Source organism: Rhizobium oryzicola (assembly GCF_030504645.1).
Lineage (GTDB): Bacteria > Pseudomonadota > Alphaproteobacteria > Rhizobiales > Rhizobiaceae > Neorhizobium > Neorhizobium oryzicola.
The window spans coordinates 178,320-195,661 of the sequence record NZ_JAUKWQ010000001.1 but is presented as its reverse complement, the minus strand read 5'-3'; the positions used below and the strand labels follow the sequence as shown (position 1 = coordinate 195,661).

At 59.1% G+C, this 17,342-nt stretch carries 20 protein-coding genes; 7 read left to right on the top strand and 13 right to left on the bottom strand.

Annotated elements, in window-relative coordinates:
• Window positions 1–3: 3 nt before the first annotated feature.
• From cpaB to Q2T52_RS00930, 3 genes are all read right to left on the bottom strand, one after another.
• Entirely contained in the window at window positions 4–834 is an 831-nt protein-coding gene (cpaB, locus tag Q2T52_RS00940) for a Flp pilus assembly protein CpaB (protein ID WP_302074813.1), read from the bottom strand.
• 155 nt (window positions 835–989) lie between these two features.
• Window positions 990–1,496, bottom strand: a complete 507-nt coding sequence (locus Q2T52_RS00935) for an A24 family peptidase (protein WP_302074812.1) — start codon at window positions 1,494–1,496, stop codon at window positions 990–992.
• A gap of 77 nt (window positions 1,497–1,573) precedes the next feature.
• A complete protein-coding gene (locus Q2T52_RS00930) occupies window positions 1,574–1,750 on the bottom strand; it encodes a Flp family type IVb pilin (RefSeq protein ID WP_302074811.1) in 177 nt (58 codons plus the stop codon).
• A 392-nt stretch (window positions 1,751–2,142) separates the two neighbouring features.
• Here Q2T52_RS00930 and Q2T52_RS00925 point away from each other — a divergent pair, with 392 nt between their 5' ends.
• The 7 genes from Q2T52_RS00925 (at window position 2,143) to Q2T52_RS00895 (ending at window position 7,580) form a co-directional block, all read left to right on the top strand.
• Window positions 2,143–2,565 carry a pilus assembly protein N-terminal domain-containing protein gene (locus tag Q2T52_RS00925; protein ID WP_302074810.1) on the top strand — a complete coding sequence of 141 codons (423 nt, stop codon included), beginning with the start codon at window positions 2,143–2,145 and terminating at the stop codon, window positions 2,563–2,565.
• 112 nt (window positions 2,566–2,677) lie between these two features.
• On the top strand, window positions 2,678–3,310 hold the full coding sequence (locus Q2T52_RS00920; RefSeq protein ID WP_302074809.1) for a TadE/TadG family type IV pilus assembly protein: 633 nt from the start codon (window positions 2,678–2,680) through the stop codon (window positions 3,308–3,310).
• The gene (locus Q2T52_RS00915; protein WP_302074808.1) at window positions 3,307–3,912 is read left to right on the top strand and encodes a TadE/TadG family type IV pilus assembly protein; all 606 of its coding nucleotides are present in this window, start codon (window positions 3,307–3,309) and stop codon (window positions 3,910–3,912) included. Before Q2T52_RS00920 ends, Q2T52_RS00915 begins: the two co-directional genes overlap by 4 nt.
• 85 nt (window positions 3,913–3,997) lie before the next feature.
• The gene (locus Q2T52_RS00910) at window positions 3,998–5,218 is read left to right on the top strand and encodes a phosphopentomutase (protein WP_302074807.1); all 1,221 of its coding nucleotides are present in this window, start codon (window positions 3,998–4,000) and stop codon (window positions 5,216–5,218) included.
• Window positions 5,215–6,213 (top strand): adenosine deaminase, encoded by a 999-nt coding sequence (locus tag Q2T52_RS00905; RefSeq protein ID WP_302074806.1) that lies wholly within the window; start codon window positions 5,215–5,217, stop codon window positions 6,211–6,213. The genes Q2T52_RS00910 and Q2T52_RS00905 overlap by 4 nt, the downstream gene beginning before the upstream one ends.
• Window positions 6,214–6,312: 99 nt before the next feature.
• Entirely contained in the window at window positions 6,313–6,942 is a 630-nt protein-coding gene (gene upp / locus Q2T52_RS00900) for a uracil phosphoribosyltransferase (protein WP_302074805.1), read from the top strand.
• Window positions 6,943–7,052: 110 nt separating this feature from the next.
• Entirely contained in the window at window positions 7,053–7,580 is a 528-nt protein-coding gene (locus Q2T52_RS00895; protein WP_302074804.1) for a TIGR02281 family clan AA aspartic protease, read from the top strand.
• A 270-nt stretch (window positions 7,581–7,850) separates the two neighbouring features.
• On the opposite strand, the gene deoA is transcribed toward Q2T52_RS00895, so the two are convergent.
• From deoA to Q2T52_RS00845, 10 genes are all read right to left on the bottom strand, one after another.
• A complete protein-coding gene (deoA, locus tag Q2T52_RS00890) occupies window positions 7,851–9,161 on the bottom strand; it encodes a thymidine phosphorylase (RefSeq protein ID WP_302074803.1) in 1,311 nt (436 codons plus the stop codon).
• A 6-nt stretch (window positions 9,162–9,167) separates the two neighbouring features.
• Complete coding sequence (deoC, locus tag Q2T52_RS00885) at window positions 9,168–9,938, bottom strand: deoxyribose-phosphate aldolase (RefSeq protein ID WP_302074802.1); 771 nt, start codon at window positions 9,936–9,938, stop codon at window positions 9,168–9,170.
• 121 nt (window positions 9,939–10,059) lie between these two features.
• Window positions 10,060–10,863, bottom strand: a complete 804-nt coding sequence (locus Q2T52_RS00880; RefSeq protein WP_302074801.1) for a purine-nucleoside phosphorylase — start codon at window positions 10,861–10,863, stop codon at window positions 10,060–10,062.
• Window positions 10,860–11,252: a cytidine deaminase gene (locus Q2T52_RS00875; RefSeq protein ID WP_302074800.1), complete on the bottom strand. Its 393-nt coding sequence runs from the start codon at window positions 11,250–11,252 to the stop codon at window positions 10,860–10,862. Before Q2T52_RS00875 ends, Q2T52_RS00880 begins: the two co-directional genes overlap by 4 nt.
• A gap of 3 nt (window positions 11,253–11,255) precedes the next feature.
• Window positions 11,256–12,227 (bottom strand): ABC transporter permease, encoded by a 972-nt coding sequence (locus tag Q2T52_RS00870; protein ID WP_302074799.1) that lies wholly within the window; start codon window positions 12,225–12,227, stop codon window positions 11,256–11,258.
• Window positions 12,228–12,240: 13 nt separating this feature from the next.
• Complete coding sequence (locus Q2T52_RS00865) at window positions 12,241–13,344, bottom strand: ABC transporter permease (protein WP_302074798.1); 1,104 nt, start codon at window positions 13,342–13,344, stop codon at window positions 12,241–12,243.
• Between the two features lie 13 nt (window positions 13,345–13,357).
• A complete protein-coding gene (locus Q2T52_RS00860; protein WP_302074797.1) occupies window positions 13,358–14,869 on the bottom strand; it encodes an ABC transporter ATP-binding protein in 1,512 nt (503 codons plus the stop codon).
• Window positions 14,870–14,950: 81 nt separating this feature from the next.
• Window positions 14,951–15,943, bottom strand: a complete 993-nt coding sequence (locus Q2T52_RS00855; RefSeq protein WP_302074796.1) for a BMP family lipoprotein — start codon at window positions 15,941–15,943, stop codon at window positions 14,951–14,953.
• Window positions 15,944–16,185: 242 nt separating this feature from the next.
• Window positions 16,186–16,839: a peptide-methionine (S)-S-oxide reductase MsrA gene (gene msrA, locus Q2T52_RS00850; protein WP_302074795.1), complete on the bottom strand. Its 654-nt coding sequence runs from the start codon at window positions 16,837–16,839 to the stop codon at window positions 16,186–16,188.
• A 34-nt stretch (window positions 16,840–16,873) separates the two neighbouring features.
• Window positions 16,874–17,188 carry a hypothetical protein gene (locus tag Q2T52_RS00845; protein ID WP_302074794.1) on the bottom strand — a complete coding sequence of 105 codons (315 nt, stop codon included), beginning with the start codon at window positions 17,186–17,188 and terminating at the stop codon, window positions 16,874–16,876.
• Window positions 17,189–17,342: the final 154 nt, after the last annotated feature.

The following is a 17,342-nucleotide window of genomic DNA, read 5'->3' as shown; positions in this document are numbered from 1 at the left end:
CGCTTACCTCTGCACCATGCTGCTGCCGGCATTGCTGCCAGAGGACGACGCCTTCACGATGGATCCGGACTTGATGACCTGCACGTCGGACTTGCCGTCAGCGCTCTTCAGCAGATAGTCCGCGGATGGACTGTCGGGGTCCTGAGCATCGGCCACCGAACGCAGCGCCAGCGTCAGGCGATCGGCCATCTGCTGGGCAACCGTCATGATCTTTGCCTGGTCGGGCGTCAATTCGAGGGTGGCCGTGGTGCCAAGGACGGTTTTGGTGCCGTCATCCTTTTCCTCGATACGCTGGTCGATCGCGAGAACCCGGATATTGTTCAGAACGTAGTCGCTCGCATAGCGTCCGTCCTCGTTCTTGCGCACCATGATGACATCGACGCGGTCGTTCGGCAGCACGAAGCCGCCGGCCCCGGTCGTCGCCGAAATTTCTGTCGCAATCGCCCGCTTTCCGGACGGCAGAAGGGAGGACATTATTCTGTTGGAGGAGTCTGCGACCTTCTCGGCCCGGAGTGGTTCGCCCACGAATATCGGCAGGCGAACAACCTGACCTGTGAGTTCGCCGATGGCATTGGGTCGGGTGCGGTCGGTAATGAAGCCTTCGACGATCGACCCTTCGGGCCAAGCCATCCAGCGCAGGGACTTGTCGTTCAGCCGGCTGCCAACAGGCAGATTTTCGGCAGACACCAGAACATTGACGGTCGGCTCCTTGCGGATAACCTCTTTGGTCTGCTGAACGACTTCACGCGTGCCGCTCAGTTGCATGGCCAACAGACCAGCCAAGCCTGCTGCTCCAATGGCAACGGCTAGAATAATGATGCGCGCGGGTCTCATGGCCAATCCTTAACGGGATTTTGATTTTCCCGCAGAATGGCCCCCAATGGTGTAATTATAGTTAATGGAAGACTTCGGCGTCTGGTTAATCGGAGCTTAACTGCGCAAAACTCAAAAGAGCATAGCGGCTCTGCTCAAACTTGTGACGTGTGATTTTACGAACCCATGACGGCATGGAAGAGCGGAGTAGCCTCGATGGTCAGAAGGCCACCAAGCGCAATGGCAACGCCGTAAGGAATCTTCTTTGCATCGACGAGAGAATGCGGCAGCGGAATTCCAATCGCCAGGACATTGCTGGCCTTCCACCTGATGATCAGCACCAGCACCGTCACGAACCCGCCCATGAGGGCGACAGACGCGAGGAAGGAGATCAGGCTGGGATCAAACCCATACCAAAGCGCTGCAGCTGTCAGCAGTTTGGCATCACCGCCACCCATGACATTTGCTGCAAAAAGCGCAAAGCATCCGAGGAAAACCACACCGGCTGCAGCGAATGCCCATCCGATCTGCGCCCATGGCAGAGACACAGACAAACTTGCCAGCACATAAAGGAGGACAAGCCCAACCGAAATCCGGTTGGGGATCTTCATGGTCAGAACATCACTTACCGCAGCGAGAACGAGGCCCGCCGGAAACGTAGTGAGGATGATCTGGTTCAGCATATGGTCCCGCGCAATAGCTGCTTTGACAAAACCATAAAAGCCGCCAGCAGGCGGCTCTATATCGAGGCGAGCACCAATTACTTTGCGGTGGTGTTCAGGTACGTCGCCAGGTTCGTGAACTGGTTGTTCAGCTTATTGCCGAGCGCGGAAGCGCCAGCGATCAGGGCAACGGAAATGAGTGCAGCGATCAGACCGTACTCGATTGCAGTTGCGCCCGATTCTTCCTTTACAAAGCGAGCGAAAATCTTGGACATCTTACGTCTCCTACTCCGGTTTCTTGTCAGCACTTCCGACAACTGTTGTCCGCTGTTCGGTGCGCTCAATCTATGAGGAGGGGCATTTCCATTGCCTTAAAAAAGGCAGTTAACAAAAGCTTAATGCTTAATTGCGGATTGCACGGTGAAGACGAACTCAACAAGAATGATAAAACTCTATCGATGTGCCGAAAGCATCAACCGGGACGCACTTCTCCTTGCAAATCAGCCTTTTCCACACGTCTCTAAAACACGTATTCCAGTTGCCTGAATTCAACCTGGGATAAACATCCTGTGCCAATTCGGGATTGTTGCCTCAATGCGGAACTTTAAACCTTCATTCACCAATCCCGCGCATGCTCAGCTTTAGGACATTCGCAAGGGCCTCTCATATGTTTCGCCAGTTTCTGGCCATTCTTTTCGCGACCATCGCCTCCGCCTGTGCCATTGATGCAGCACAAGCCGCGGAAGCGGATGGCAATCTGTTGCGCGTCTATATGAACCAGGCCCGGATCCTTCGCCTTGATCGGCCGGTGAGCAAAGTCATCGTCGGTAATTCCAGCGTCGCCGACGCAACCGTTGCGGACCCGACCACCATCGTCCTGACCGGGCGCGCCTTCGGAACGACCAATCTCGTTCTTCTGGATGCGAAGGGCAACGCCATTGCAGACGAGCGCATCCTCGTCTCTATCGACGAGGGCAATACGGTCCGCGTCTTCCGTCAGACGGAAAGGACTGTCTTGTCCTGCACGCCAAATTGCGAGCAACATGCCGATCTAAAGGGTACAGCCGGCGCAAGCACACCGGGGCAATAAGACAATGACCGCAATTGCCCCAGGATGATGCAAACTGTCTTGAACACGGCAACGAAATCTCAACACAATCCGCCTAGCGTCGCCATCTCAAGAGATTGCCCGGGCGAACACAATGTCGCATCTGAACGAAATCGCGCTGACAGCGACCGAGCCACGTGACAAACCCCGCGGATGGAACAGATTGCTTCGCTCCAGAGATGGAGCGGCAGCCATTGAATTTGCGATTCTTGCCATTCCCTATTTCATGATCGTGTTTGCGATCATCGAGACATTCGTCGCCTTCACGGCCGAGCAGCTGGTTTCCAGTGCGGTCGATACGTTTGCGCGTAAGCTGCGGACGGGCCAGATCACCTACAATATGGGCCGCTCCACCGACATGACGGAAGTTCAGTTTCGAACCGCGTTCTGCGCGGAGGTATCGATCCTGATCTCCTGTTCCGCCACGGAGATCAGCACACCGAAATTACTGTACATCGATGCGAGAAGCTTCAAAACCTTTGCGGACATACCGACGACCATTCCGCGCGTCTCGACCAGTGCCTATGCGGATATCGACCCGACTTCCTTCAAATATGCTCCTGGCGGGGCAAAGTCGATTAACATGCTAAGGGCCTATTACCGTTGGCAGATCATCACCGACCTGATCCGCCCTTACATCACCAATATTCGCCCAAGCAATGGTTCACTCCCCACCGACTTCCTCATCGTCGGCACGGCTGCGTTTCAAAACGAGGATTATCCATGATGGATAAGCCGCACCACGCTGCCGGCCGTCTGAGCGGCATCCTCATTCCGCTCCGGCGCTTTTGGCGGGATAGAAGCGGCATTGGCGGGGTAGAGTTCGCCATCATTGCACCAATCCTGATTGCTCTCTACATCAGTTGCTTCGAGTTGACGCTCGGCATCAGCGTTGCCAAACGCGCCACGAAAGCGGCCGGATCGGTGGCGGATCTGGTGACGCAGCAGCCCAGCGTCAACAAGGCCTACCTCGCCACCATGGTGGATGTTTCCAAGGCGATCTTCGTCCCCTACAACACCGACGCCAGCAACATCAGTCTACGGGTTACCGGTGTCACCATTGATGCCAACGCGAACCCAACGGTTGCGTGGTCCTGGGACAAGACAGGTGCGCGACCTTATGGCGTGGGCACGCCCGTCAGTGGCGTGCCGGCAGACATGAAAGTGGCAAACAGCTTTCTGATTCGCACAGAGCTTTCCGTGCCACATGAGCTGCTGCTGCTGCTGCCGGGCGGCGTGCTCTCCTCTCAAACAAAGAGCATCACCATCAGCCGCAGCTACTTCTTTCGCCAGCGCGTGGGCGACAAGATCGACTGCTCGGACTGCTGAAATTTTGCCAAGCGAGCGCGGCGACTGTATGAACGGCGATCAACATGCCTGCCGGGAGGTCCGGTAGCGCTTTTGCAGGTGATGGATGGCACGCGCCTTTCTCTTCGTTCTCGACTCCTTCGGCATCGGCGGCGCACGTGATGCGGAGGCCTATCAGGATCTCGGCTCCAATACGCTTGGCCATATCGCGGAATTTTGCGCGGCCGGCGCAGCTGACCGTGAAGGCCTGCGCGATGGCCCGCTGAAGCTGCCTAACATGTCCTCCCTTGGGCTGATGCATATCGCCAGGCTGGCAAGCGGCGATTGGCCGGTGGGCATGCCTGTGCCGGAACGGGTGTTCGGCATGCATGGCGCCGCCAATGAAGTTTCACGCGGCAAGGACACGCCGTCCGGCCATTGGGAGATTGCCGGAACGCCTGTCATGTTTGATTGGGGCTACTTTTCTCAGGAAGGCGACGCCTTTCCCCCGGAACTCATCGAAGCAATCTGCCAGGAAGCGGGCCTGCCGGGCATTCTCGGCAATTGCCATGCATCCGGCACTGACATCATTGCGCGCCTGGGCGAGGAGCACATCCGCACCGGCAAGCCCATCTGCTACACCTCAACCGACTCGGTCTTCCAGATCGCGGCGCATGAAACGCATTTTGGACTGCAGAGGCTCATCGACTTCTGCCTCATCGTGCGCAAGCATCTTGATCCGCTCAATATCGGGCGCGTCATCGCACGGCCCTTCATCGGCGAGAGTTCCGCGGCCTTCGAGCGCACCGGCAACCGGCGGGACTTCTCCGTGCTGCCGCCGGAACCCACCCTGCTGGATCGCCTGAAGGAAGCAGGACGCACCGTGCATGCCGTGGGCAAGATCGGTGACATCTTTGCCCATCAAGGCGTATCCCGCGTCATCAAGGCCAATGGAAATGACGCACTGATGAATGCGACCCTTGCCACCATGGACGACGCGCAGGATGGCGATCTGGTCTTCACCAATTTCGTCGATTTCGACATGCTTTACGGGCATCGCCGTGACGTGCCGGGTTATGCCGCAGCACTCGAAGCTTTCGACAAGCGCCTGCCCGAGGTGATCCGCAAGATGAAACCGGGCGACCTCTTGATCCTGACGGCCGACCATGGCTGCGACCCGACCTGGCGCGGTACGGACCATACGCGGGAGCGCGTTCCGATCATGGCCTATGGGCCGGGTCTTCCCAACCGCTTGATCGGGCTTCGCGACAGTTACGCTGATATCGGGGAAACGGTTGCCGGGCATCTTGGCATCGCACCCGGACGCCATGGACGGAGTTTCCTGTGACCGCACATTTGCTGAAAGCCGAAATTCACTGCCATATCGAAGGCGCCGCACCGCCCGAACTTTCGCTCCGTCAGGCAGAAAAGTATGGGGTTGATGCCAGCAGTTTCATCCGCGATGGCGGCTATGTCTGGAAGGACTTTGCCGAATTCATTCAGGCCTATGACAAAGTCGCGGCCCTCTTTCGTACGCAGGAAGACTACGCGCTGCTGACCGAAAGCTACCTGACGGAGCTTGCGGCGATCAACACCATCTACAGCGAGATCATCGTTTCCCCCGATCACGGCGGCCGGATCGGCCTCGGCGCCGATGCCTATCTTGCCGGCATCACCGACGGCATCCTTGCGGCCAAGGAAAAGACGGGCATTGAGACCCGCATCATCGTGACAGGCGAACGCCATTTCGGACCCGAGCGCGTGATTGCCGCCGCCGAATATGCCGCCCGCAGCCACAATCCGCTGGTAACAGGTTTCAACATGGCGGGCGAAGAACGCATGGGCCGCGTTGCAGATTACGCCCGCGCCTTCGACATTGCCCGCGATGCGGGCCTTGGCCTGACGATCCATGCCGGTGAGGTCTGTGGCGCCTTTAGCGTCGCCGACGCTCTCGATCTAGTCCGTCCCTCCCGCATAGGTCATGGGGTTCGCGCCATCGAGGACGAAGCGCTGGTGGCGCGGCTGGCGGAAACCGGCGTGGTGCTGGAAGTCTGTCCGGGCTCCAATATTGCGCTTTCCGTCTATCCGGATTTTGAAAGCCATCCGCTGCGCCGTCTCAAGGAGGCGGGCGTGCGCGTCTGCATCAGTTCGGACGATCCGCCCTTTTTCCACACATCGCTTCAGCGCGAGTACGAGATAGCAGGCGGGGTGTTCGGCTTTTCAGATACCGAGATCAACGCCATGACACGCACGGCGCTCGAAGCCGCCTTCGTGGACGAAGAGACCCGGGCAAGACTGGTTGCGCGCTTGAATGCGCATGCATATGGGGATGCTTCAGCGTAAGAGCCGGCAAACTTGCCCTGACCGCTTGCGGTTGCGTGGCTTTCCGTGAAAGAAAGATTGCAACAGAAGAGACAAGAAGAAGGACGAAGGCAGCTTCCCATGGACGGCGTAACAGTTATCAATCATCCGCTTGTGCAGCACAAGCTCACCATCATGCGGCGCAAGGAAACCTCCACCTCGAGTTTCCGTCGCCTGCTGCGGGAAATCTCCACGCTCCTCTGCTATGAGGTCACACGAGATCTCGAACTGACCATGGAGACGATCGAGACGCCGCTCGAAGAAATGCAGGCGCCGATCCTGGAAGGCAAGAAGCTGGTCTTCGCTTCCATTCTGCGCGCCGGTAACGGCCTGCTGGAAGGCATGCTTGAACTGGTTCCCGCTGCCCGCGTTGCGCATGTCGGCGTTTATCGCGATCATGAAACGCTTCAGGCTGTCGAATATTACTTCAAGGCACCGGAAAACATGGCCGAGCGTCTGGTGATCGTTGTCGATCCGATGCTGGCGACGGGCAATTCCTCGATTGCCGCCGTCGACAAGCTGAAGGAGCGCGGCGCGGTCAATATCCGCTTCCTCTGCCTGCTGGCGGCGCCTGAGGGCATCAAGAACTTCCGCGAGGCGCATCCGGACGTGCCGGTCTTTACGGCTTCGATCGATAGACACCTTAATGAGAAGGGCTACATCGTGCCCGGTCTGGGCGATGCTGGCGACCGCATGTACGGCACCAAATAATTTACGACGCGTTAACCGCGTTTGGATGAGACGCCCGTGGCCCCTGCCGCGGGCGTTTTTTGTTGGACATTGGCGGTTATGCTGGCGGCGGTTGAAACCGGATATCGCTGATGCTTGTGCGCAACCTTCTGATCTTTGGCCTGTCGGCCGCAGCCATGTCGCAGATCCCGGCCGTGATGGGTTGGACCGAGCAGAAACGCGCGCCGGCTGAACAAGCCTCCCTCGCCCAACCAAGCCCCGCCAACCCGACAAAACCGTCTGTCGCGAGCGGGACAAGCGTGATTGCCGCCGACCGGACAGGCCATTTTCGCGCGACGTTTCGCATCAACGGAAAGCCCGTGGACGGGCTGGTGGATACCGGCGCCAGCATGATTGCACTGAACGAAAGCACGGCCCGCCGCCTGGGCTTTGGCGGGAACGCCCTCGACTTTCGTTATGATGTGGATACGGCCAACGGCCGCACCAAGGCGGCCAAGGTGACGCTGGACCGCGTCGAACTGGACGATGTGCGCGTGCGTGACGTGCAGGCTCTTGTACTGAAGGACGAGGCCCTGTCGTCAAGCCTGATCGGCATGAGCTTCCTGAAGAAGCTTGCCAGCTACAGCGTGCAGGACGGCACGCTGCGCCTGAAGCAATGATACCAAGTGTCGATGATCGGAACCTATTGCGTGGACCGGAAACCTTCATCCGACGCGAAGCAGACCGGAGAGCGATGCTCCGGCATCGGTCGAGGATTACGACAAAGTCGGTGAAGGATATCCGGCCCATCCAAAGGACCGGGCGCATTTGTCGTCCGGACGTCGTCGAAAATCCGCGCCGGACCGATGGGTCCGACTGTGGTTTTCTCCTAGCCGGACACCAAAATCGCTCCGGCGCAATCGGTTCCCATCATCGACACTTGGTATAACTCAGCCGATGCGCTTCAGGATGACAGGGCGCGTGGCAGGTGCCGTACCGGTGACCGCATAGAGTGCCGCCACCTTTGCCGCGACCTGATTGGCAGAGGCATCATCCGCCGCATGTACGAAGGCAATCGGCTGGCCCTTCTCTACCCGCGTTCCCAGCGGCAGGAAGCCGCTCAGGCCGACGCGGTGATCAATCGTATCGGTCGCAAGGCGACGCCCGCCACCGAGTTCCACCACGGCAAGACCGAGTTCCCGCGTGTCCACTGCAGCCAGATAACCGGCACCCTTTGCGACAACAGGTACGACGACGGGCGCCTTTGGCAGATAGGCATCGGAGCGCTCGATGAAATCTGCGGGTCCGCCCAACAGCGTCACCATCTGGGCAAAATGCTCCAATGCGCGACCGGATGAGAGAGCTTCCCGCGCCCGCGCTTCCCCATCAGCCAGGTTGGCGGCCACGCCGCCCTGCACCAGCATTTCCGCGGCAAAGGCCAGCACCACCGCCTCCAGGCGAGTGCCCGTCTTTTCGCCATTTAGGAATTCAAGGCAGTTGATGATCTCCAGTGCGTTGCCTGCGGCATCCGCCAGCGGCTCGTTCATATCCGTCAGAAGCCCTGCGGTCTTGACGCCAGCGCCGTTCGCAACCTCCACCAGCGATCGGGCCAGCGTCTCCGCCGCCTCCGGCGTGGCCATGAAGGCGCCATTGCCGACCTTCACGTCCAGCACCAGCGTATCGAGCCCGGCTGCCAGCTTCTTGGAAAGGATGGAGGCCGTGATCAGGGGGATGGATTCAACCGTCGCCGTCACATCCCGGATGGCGTAAAGACGCTTGTCGGCAGGGGCGAGATCCCCCGTCTGACCGATGATGGCAGCGCCCGCCTCCTGCACGGTGCGGCGGAAAAGCGCCTCGCTTGGCATGATGGTATAGCCGGGGATCGATTCCAGCTTGTCCAGCGTACCGCCGGTATGGCCAAGGCCGCGACCGGAAATCATCGGCACGGCCAGACCGCAGGCCGCAACGATCGGCGCCAGCATCAGCGACACATTGTCCCCAACTCCGCCGGTGGAATGCTTGTCGGAGATGGGTTTGCCGACATCCCTCCAGGACAGCACGTCCCCGCTGTCGCGCATGGCAAGCGTGAGCGCGATGGTCTCCTCGCGGCTCATGCCCTGGAAGAACACGGCCATGGCAAAGGCTGCCACCTGGCCCTCCGAAATGCGGTTTTCCGTCAGTCCGTCAATGAAGGCGCGGATCTCCTCATTGGCCAGAACCTGACCGTCGCGCTTGCGGCGAATGATTTCCTGCGGGATCATGGCAGATCAATAGGCGCTGGAAACGCGGGCGGATGCACCGCCATTCAGGACGGACAGGATGTCATCCAGCAGACCTGAAGCGCCGAAACGGAAGGTGGACGGCATCAGCCAATTGGCCCCCATGATGGTTTCAGCCAGTCGAAGGTAAAGGTCGGCATCGGCAACCGACGAGATACCGCCAGCCGGCTTGAAGCCCACATTCTTGCGGCTATCCCGGATCACCTGCAGCATGATGTCTGCGGCTTCCAGCGTCGCGTTGACCTGCACCTTGCCCGTCGAGGTCTTGATGAAGTCAGCACCAGCAGCGATCGCCAGTTCCGAAGCGCGGCGGATCTTGCCGCTGTCCTTCAACTCACCCGTTTCCAGAATGACCTTGAGGGTGGTTGGCCCGCAGGCCGCACGCACGGCGCTGACCATGGTGGTCACTGCGTCTTCATCACCGGCCAGAAAGGCGCGATAGGGAATGACGAGATCGATCTCATCGGCGCCATCGGCTATGGCTTGGCTGGTTTCTGCCACCACCGTTTCGACGGGCAGTTCGCCGGAGGGGAAGTTGACGACGGTCGCGATCTTGACCTTGCTGTCCGCGCCCAGAATGCCACGAGCCTGCGCCACGAAACGCGGCCAGATGCAGATGGCTGCCGTCGAACCGGCCGGCGTCTGCGCCCGCTCGCACAGCTTCTCGATCGCTGCGGCATCGCAATCGTCGCGAAGGTTGGTCAGGTCAAGCAAGGACAGCGCGAAGCTTGCCACTTCACGCGGGCTGAGCAATTCCATGGAGGCAACTCCCGGCTTCTTCGGAGCGTTCATATTTACCCTTCAATCGATTAGAGGCAAGCCCAGCCGGTCACCCGGGGACGCACGAGAGGTGGCGTGTCATAGCTAACCTTCTGGCAGGTCAGAGAAAATTTTCGTGATGAAACATGTCGCGGAGGATAGCGGCAAGACGACGCCCGCCTTTGGGCGCCATGTCCTTGGTTTCTTCATGGGACAATTCCGCACCCGTCATGCCGGCCCCGTAATTCGTGATGACGGAGGCTGCCGCCACCTTCAACCCGAAATAGCGCGCCAGAATGACCTCCGGCACCGTCGACATGCCCACCGCATCGGCGCCCAGCGTGCGTGCCATGCGGATCTCCGCCGGGGTTTCGAAACTTGGGCCGGAGAACCACATGTAGACACCGGAAAACAGCGGGGCCGCCGTGCGGATTGCGGCGTTGCGCAGCGCAAGCGAAAGCTCATCATCATAGGCATTGGTCATGCCGACGAAGCGGCGATCGCCGCTCTCGCCGATCAGGGGGTTCATGCCGGAATAATTGATGTGGTCGGCAATCTGCATCACCGAACCCGGCGGCATATCCTCCCTTAGCGATCCCGCCGAATTGGTCAGGATCAGCGAATGGACGCCGATACCCTGCAATACCTCAATGGGAAACCGCATGGCCGAAGCATCGCCGTGCTCGTAGTAATGCGCACGTCCCGACAACATGATGACCGCATGACGACCCAGGCGGCCGGCGACCAGTTCGCCCGCATGGCCCGTTACGCCGCTGACCGGGAAGCCCGGCAGATCGGCGTAGGAGATTCGGATCGGATCTTCGACTTCATCCACCAGCGAACCGAGGCCGGACCCCAGCACAATGGCGTGTCGGGGCACCAGCCCCTGCAGCTTCTCGACCAGGAGATCAATGACTTCCCTCACCCGAGCACCTCGGTCTGGAAGGAGAAAGGCAGAAGCTCTTCCATGGTCATGGTCTTCTGCACACCCACTTCATCGCAGAGATAAACGCGGGTATCAGGACCGGCGAACTCGGAAATTTTCTGGCGACAGCCACCACAGGGCGGGCAGAGCGCCAGCTTTTCAGCAATTACGGCAATTTCCACGATGCGGCGTGCGCCGCCCATGATCATGTTGCCGATCGCAGTCGGTTCCGCGCACCAGCCTTGGGGAAAGGAGAGGTTCTCGATATTGGCGCCGACGTAGATCTTGCCGTCCTCGGCCCGGATTGCAGCACCGACCGGGAACTTGGAATAGGGCGCATAGGCCTTTGACATCGCGTCGCGGGCAGCTTCGAACAGATCATGCGACATCGCTTAGCGCTCCTTCGTGTAGGGGACGCCACCCGCCTTGGGCGGATGGGCAATGCCGATGAAGCCAGCCAGCAGCACGCAGGTCAAGATATAGGGCAGCGCCTGGAATATCTGCACCGGCACTTCGCCGATACCAGGCACGGCCTTGCCCTGCATGAAGTTGGCGAAGGCATCCAGGAAGCCGAACAGCAGGCAGGCGAACATGACCGGCACCGGCTTCCACTTGGCGAAAATCAACGCCGCAAGCGCGATGTAACCCTTGCCCGCCGACATATCCTTGATGAAGGCCGCCGACTGGGCGATCGAAAGGTAAGCGCCGGAGAAGCCGCAGAGGAAACCCGCGACGATGACCGCGCGATAACGCAGCCAGGTCACCGAAATACCTGCCGTATCGACAGCACCCGGGTTTTCACCGACAGCGCGCAGACGAAGACCGAAGCGCGTGCGGTAGAGCACCCACCAGGAGAGCGGCACCGCCAGGAAGGCGAGATAAGTCAGGATGTTGTTGCCGGAGATGACATTGGCATAGATCGGGCCGATCACGGGCACGTCGCGCATTGCGTCGGCACCCGGAAGGATGATCGGCGAAAAGCGCCCGCTGGCCGGCAATTGCGGTGTGCGACCACCCTGCCCGAACCAGGCTTGACCCAGAACGATGGTGAGACCTGCTGCAATGAAGTTGAGCGCCACACCCGAAACGATCTGGTTGCCGCGATTGGTGATCGAGGCAAAACCATGGATCAGCGAGAACAGGATCGAGACACCTATGCCACCCAGAAGGCCAAGCCAGGCATTGCCGGTGACATAAGCCACGCAGGCAGAGGCGAAGGCCGCCGCCAGCATCTTGCCTTCCAGCCCGATGTCGAAGACGCCAGCGCGTTCGGTGAAGAGGCCGGCGAGCGCCGTGAACAGAAGCGGGATCGACAGGCGGATGGTCGAACCCAGAATGCTGACGATGATATCAAACAGATCCAAGGCCAGACCTCCCTCAGGCGCGCTTGAAGCGCTGATAGATATGAACCATGGTCGGCCGGAACATATATTCCAGCGCACCGGCGAACAGGATGACCAGACCCTGGATCACGACGATCATCTCACGCGTGATATTCGGCATCTCGAAGGAGAGGTCCGCGCCGCCCTGGTAGAGAATGCCGAACAGCAGGGCCGCAAAGATGATGCCGAGCGGATGGCTTCGGCCCATCAGCGATACGGCGATACCGACGAAGCCGGCGCCGCCGACGAATTCCACCTGCAGGCGAGCGGACGAACCCATGACCGGGTTCAGCGCCATCATGCCAGCGAGACCACCCGAAATCAGCATGGCGATGATAACGGTGCGCGCATAAGGAATACCCGCATATACGGCCGCCGACGGGCTGATGCCGAGGGTTCGCATTTCATAACCGAGCTTCGAGCGCCAGATCAGCACCCAGACAAGGAAGCACATGACAAGCGCGATCAGGAAGGAGACGTTGAAGGGCGCCGGACCGAGCTTCAGCCCGAACAGCGCCATCAGCCAATCCAGCTTCGGCAGCTGCCCGCCGGGCAGAAAGGTGCGGGTTTCCGGCGCCATCTTGCCCGGCACGATCAGCACATGCACCAAAAGATACACCATCAGTGCTGCGCCGATGAAGTTGAACATGATGGTGGTGATGACGATATGGCTGCCGCGCTTGGCCTGCAGCCAGGCGGGAATGAACGCCCAGGCAGCCCCGAAGACCGCAGCACCGATCACCGCGAATGGCATGGTTACATACCAGGGCACATACTGGTCAAGGCTAAGCGCAACGAGTGCCGCACCCAGGCCACCCACATAGGCCTGGCCTTCGGAGCCAATGTTGAACAGGCCGGCATGAAAGGCGACCGCCACGGACAGGCCGGTAAAGATGAAGCTCGTGGTGTAGAACAGCGTGAAGCCGATCGCGTCACCACGTCCCAGGGAGCCCTCGATCAGGAGCTTCAAAGCTTCGATCGGGTTCTCGCCGATCCACCAGACCACAAGGCCGGAAATCAGGAAGGCAACGATGAGGTTCAGAAGCGGCATCAGCCCATAGGTAATCCAGTTGGGCAATGGCACGGAAGCGGTACTCATGGGCGGTTCGTCCTCATGCGGCGATCCCGGCCATCATCAGGCCGAGCGTCTGTTCACTCGCGTCAGCACCCTTTTCGCCCACCACCTTGCCGGCGAACATCACCAGAATGCGGTCGGAAAGAGAGCGGATTTCATCCAGTTCAACGGATACGAGGAGGATCGCCTTGCCGGCATCGCGCATTTCCACGATGCGGCGGTGAATGAATTCAATGGCGCCGATATCGACGCCGCGGGTGGGCTGACCGATGATCAGCGCCTTGGGGTCACGCTCGATTTCGCGCGCCACAACGATCTTCTGCTGGTTGCCACCGGAAAAGTTGGCCGTCTTCAAACGCGGGTTCGGCGGACGGATATCGTACTTCTCGATCTTTTCCGCGGCATCGGCACGGATGGCATTGAGGTCCAGCAGCGCGCCGCTGCCATAGCGCTTGTCACGGTGATAGCCGAGAACCGCATTTTCATATTCCTCGAACTTCAGGACGAGGCCCATGTGGTGGCGATCTTCGGGAATATGCGCCAGACCCAGTTCCCTCAGACGCGCCGGATCGGCGTCCGCGATCGGCTTGCCGTCCAGCTGGATTTCACCGGACGCGGGCTTGCGGATGCCGGCAATCGCTTCCAGCAATTCCGACTGACCATTGCCGGCAACGCCTGCGATGCCGACGATCTCGCCCTCGCGTACATCGAACGAGACATCGTCCACCATGACAACGCCGCGACTGTCCTTGACGGTAAGGTTGCGGACGGACAGCAAAACCTTGCCCACCTTGGGCTCACCTTTTTCCACGCGCAGCAGCACGCGCCGGCCCACCATCAGTTCGGCGAGTTCCTCGACGGTCGTCTCTGCCGTTTTGCGGGTCGCGACCATTTCGCCGCGGCGCATCACGGAAACATCATCGGTGATGGCCATGATCTCGCGCAGCTTGTGAGTGATGAGAATGACTGTCTTGCCCTGGTCGCGCAGAACCTTCAACACCTTGAACAGGTGGTCGGCTTCGGCAGGCGTCAGAACACCCGTCGGCTCGTCCAGAATGAGGATATCCGCGCCGCGATAAAGGGCTTTCAGAATTTCGACGCGCTGCTGAGTGCCGACAGGCAGGTCTTCGATGATGGCATCCGGATCGACTTCCAGGCCATATTCATCTTCCAGACGCTTCAGCTCGGCGCGCGCACCCGAACGGCCCTTGGCGAGCAACTGGCCGCCTTCCGCGCCCAGCATGATGTTTTCCAGCACGCTGAAATTTTCTACCAGCATGAAGTGCTGATGCACCATGCCGATGCCGTGGCCGATCGCAGCCTGACTGTCCTTGATGGCAACCGATTGGCCGTCGACGCGGATTTCGCCGCGGTCGGCCTGATAGAAGCCATAGAGAATGGACATGAGCGTGGATTTGCCGGCGCCGTTTTCACCGATAATGCCGTGAATAGTGCCCTTGGCGACGCTCAGATTGATGTTCTTGTTCGCGTGAACGGCACCAAAGCTCTTGTCGATGCCAATCAGTTCGATTGCGGGATGCTGGCTCAACGCCTTGCCTTTCCTTATCCGAAGACCGGACATGAAGAGGGCGTATAACGCGAATGCGTCATACGCCCTCTCGTCTCTTCATTACATCGGGCAGGCGTTGTCCGACATGTAGTCGTGAACCTTGACCGTGCCGGAGATGATGTCAGCCTTGGCCTTTTCGACGGCAGCCTTCATTTCCGGGGTGATCAGCTTGGCGTTGTTGTCGTCCAGAGCATAGCCGACGCCATCTTCCTTGACGCCATTTTCCTGGATACCGCCGGTGAACTTGCCGTCCTTGGCATCCTTGTAGGCGTTGTAGACAGCCAGATCGACGCGCTTGACCATGGAGGTCAGCACGGAACCCGGATGCAGGTGGTTCTGGTTGGAGTCGACGCCGATCGACAGCTTCTTGTTGTCGGCTGCCGTCTGCAGAACGCCGAGACCGGTTGCGCCGGCTGCCGCGTAGATAACGTCAGCGCCCTGGTCGATCTGGTTCTTCGTCAACTCACCGCCACGCACGGGATCGTTCCAGGCAGCACCGGTCGTACCGGTCATGTTCTGGAAGAACTGGATCTTGGGATTGGCAGCCTTGGCACCCTGGGCGTAACCGCAGGCGAACTTGCGGATCAACGGGATGTCCATGCCGCCGACAAAGCCAACCTTACCGGTCTTGGAAGCCATGCCAGCCAACATGCCGACGAGGTAAGAACCTTCGTTTTCCTTGAAGACGACCGAGCGAACGTTCGGCAGCTTCACGACGGAGTCAACGATGACGAACTTGGTGTCCGGGAATTCGGCAGCAACCTTTTCCATGGCAGACGTCCAGGCGAAGGACACGGCAACAACCGGATTGAAGCCCTTGGACGCAAAGTTGCGGATTGCCTGCTCGCCCTGCGTATCGCCCGTGGGTTCGAAGTCGCGGAAGTCGATGCCGGTTTCCTTCTTGAACTTCTCGGCACCCTGGAAAGCCGCTTCGTTGAAGGATTTGTCGAACTTGCCGCCGGTGCCGTAGACCAGTGCCGGCTTGATATCAGCAGCCAGCGCCGTGGTCGAAAACGCCGCCATGGCAAGAAGGGTGAGTAGGGATTTCTTCATCGTGCAGCCCTGTTTTTGCTCTTCAGTTGTGGGTCCCCCCGCACGCCCCAAGCTTAAGGGCATGTCTGCGGTCGCCAGTCGTTTTTCATTATGCCTGGCCGGCCCTTATCCTTGCACGGCTTTATACGAAATTCACCAGAAATTTTTCAATTGGTTAAAAACGTTAAGACTGCTGAAAACTTAAACAAAAACAGCCGTAGACCTGATCAAATCTACGGCTGTTCGCATTTTTATAGATCAGTTCAACCACTGATCGGGCAACTGACGCCGGTACCACGCAATCCGCAATAACCGCCGGGATTCTTGGCCAGGTACTGCTGGTGATAATCTTCCGCGTAGAAGAATTCCGCAGCCGGTCCAATCTCAGTCGTGATCTTACTGCTTTTGCCCGCCTTGTTGAGGGCATCTTGGAAGGCATCCCGCGCACGCTTAGCCTCGGCCAGTTGCTCCGGCGTCGTCGTATAGATCGCAGAGCGATAGGTGGTGCCGATATCATTGCCCTGACGCATGCCTTGCGTCGGATCATGCTCCTCGAAGAAGGTCTTCAGAAGGCTTGCGTAGGTGACGACTGACGGGTCGAAGACGACTTTCACGATCTCGGCATGGCCAGTCATGCCTGTCGTGGTCTCGTGATAGGTAGGATTGGGCGTCAGGCCACCCTGGTAACCCACGGCCGTCACCCAGACGCCAGGGATTTTCCAGAACAGGCGTTCCGCACCCCAGAAGCAGCCCATGCCGAAATAAGCCACATGCAGATGGTCAGGGTAAGGACCGTGCAGCGGCTGACCGTTCACGAAATGATGCTCTGCTGTCGGAATGGCTTCGGAGCGCCCCGGCAGGGCTGTCTCCTGCGAAGGCATGACCGTCTTCTTGTTGAACATGTCGATCAAAAACATTCTCGCCTCCTTTGGTTCTATATCTGCTCGCGAATTACGCCAGCAGGCCTTCCGGCTTGGGACGTCGGTATCCGATCATCCAGAACAACAAGGCCAATGCCAGAAGAACGACAAAGGCCGGCTGGGCAATGATGATGGCTACGCCGCTACGCCAGGCTTCGGGGTGGATATAGTGTTCCACCCAGGCTCGTACCAGAGGCAGCGTCGATGGCGAGACCTCCTGCCAGTCCGCGGCAAAGCTTGTGAGCACAAGGCTGCGCATGGATACAGACAAAATGGAATCGATCGTTCCTGCAGCGACCGCCGCCATCAGGAAAAGCAGGCTCAGAAAGCGGAAAAGAAAGGCCATGAACGACATCCGCAGCACGAGGAATAGCCTTTCAAATAGGTAATTGCCTCCGCGTTAATTAGCAACCTCCGCCTGCACTTCTCGCGTGCTTCAAACCGCCTCCCACAAGAGAAGTCGCAAAACCTTCAATTTCCTATTGATCCTTTGAAATTCA

What these genes read in the sequence shown, in the direction of transcription:
- cpaB (WP_302074813.1), bottom strand. Translation starts at nt 834, where the DNA reads ATGAGACCCGCGCGCATCATTATTCTAGCCGTTGCCATTGGAGCAGCA.
- Q2T52_RS00935 (WP_302074812.1), bottom strand. Translation starts at nt 1,496, where the DNA reads ATGCTGAACCAGATCATCCTCACTACGTTTCCGGCGGGCCTCGTTCTC.
- Q2T52_RS00930 (WP_302074811.1), bottom strand. Translation starts at nt 1,750, where the DNA reads ATGTCCAAGATTTTCGCTCGCTTTGTAAAGGAAGAATCGGGCGCAACT.
- Q2T52_RS00925 (WP_302074810.1), top strand. Translation starts at nt 2,143, where the DNA reads ATGTTTCGCCAGTTTCTGGCCATTCTTTTCGCGACCATCGCCTCCGCC.
- Q2T52_RS00920 (WP_302074809.1), top strand. Translation starts at nt 2,678, where the DNA reads ATGTCGCATCTGAACGAAATCGCGCTGACAGCGACCGAGCCACGTGAC.
- Q2T52_RS00915 (WP_302074808.1), top strand. Translation starts at nt 3,307, where the DNA reads ATGATGGATAAGCCGCACCACGCTGCCGGCCGTCTGAGCGGCATCCTC.
- Q2T52_RS00910 (WP_302074807.1), top strand. Translation starts at nt 3,998, where the DNA reads ATGGCACGCGCCTTTCTCTTCGTTCTCGACTCCTTCGGCATCGGCGGC.
- upp (WP_302074805.1), top strand. Translation starts at nt 6,313, where the DNA reads ATGGACGGCGTAACAGTTATCAATCATCCGCTTGTGCAGCACAAGCTC.
- Q2T52_RS00895 (WP_302074804.1), top strand. Translation starts at nt 7,053, where the DNA reads ATGCTTGTGCGCAACCTTCTGATCTTTGGCCTGTCGGCCGCAGCCATG.
- deoA (WP_302074803.1), bottom strand. Translation starts at nt 9,161, where the DNA reads ATGATCCCGCAGGAAATCATTCGCCGCAAGCGCGACGGTCAGGTTCTG.
- deoC (WP_302074802.1), bottom strand. Translation starts at nt 9,938, where the DNA reads ATGGAATTGCTCAGCCCGCGTGAAGTGGCAAGCTTCGCGCTGTCCTTG.
- Q2T52_RS00875 (WP_302074800.1), bottom strand. Translation starts at nt 11,252, where the DNA reads ATGTCGCATGATCTGTTCGAAGCTGCCCGCGACGCGATGTCAAAGGCC.
- Q2T52_RS00865 (WP_302074798.1), bottom strand. Translation starts at nt 13,344, where the DNA reads ATGAGTACCGCTTCCGTGCCATTGCCCAACTGGATTACCTATGGGCTG.
- Q2T52_RS00855 (WP_302074796.1), bottom strand. Translation starts at nt 15,943, where the DNA reads ATGAAGAAATCCCTACTCACCCTTCTTGCCATGGCGGCGTTTTCGACC.
- msrA (WP_302074795.1), bottom strand. Translation starts at nt 16,839, where the DNA reads ATGTTTTTGATCGACATGTTCAACAAGAAGACGGTCATGCCTTCGCAG.
- Q2T52_RS00845 (WP_302074794.1), bottom strand. Translation starts at nt 17,188, where the DNA reads ATGGCCTTTCTTTTCCGCTTTCTGAGCCTGCTTTTCCTGATGGCGGCG.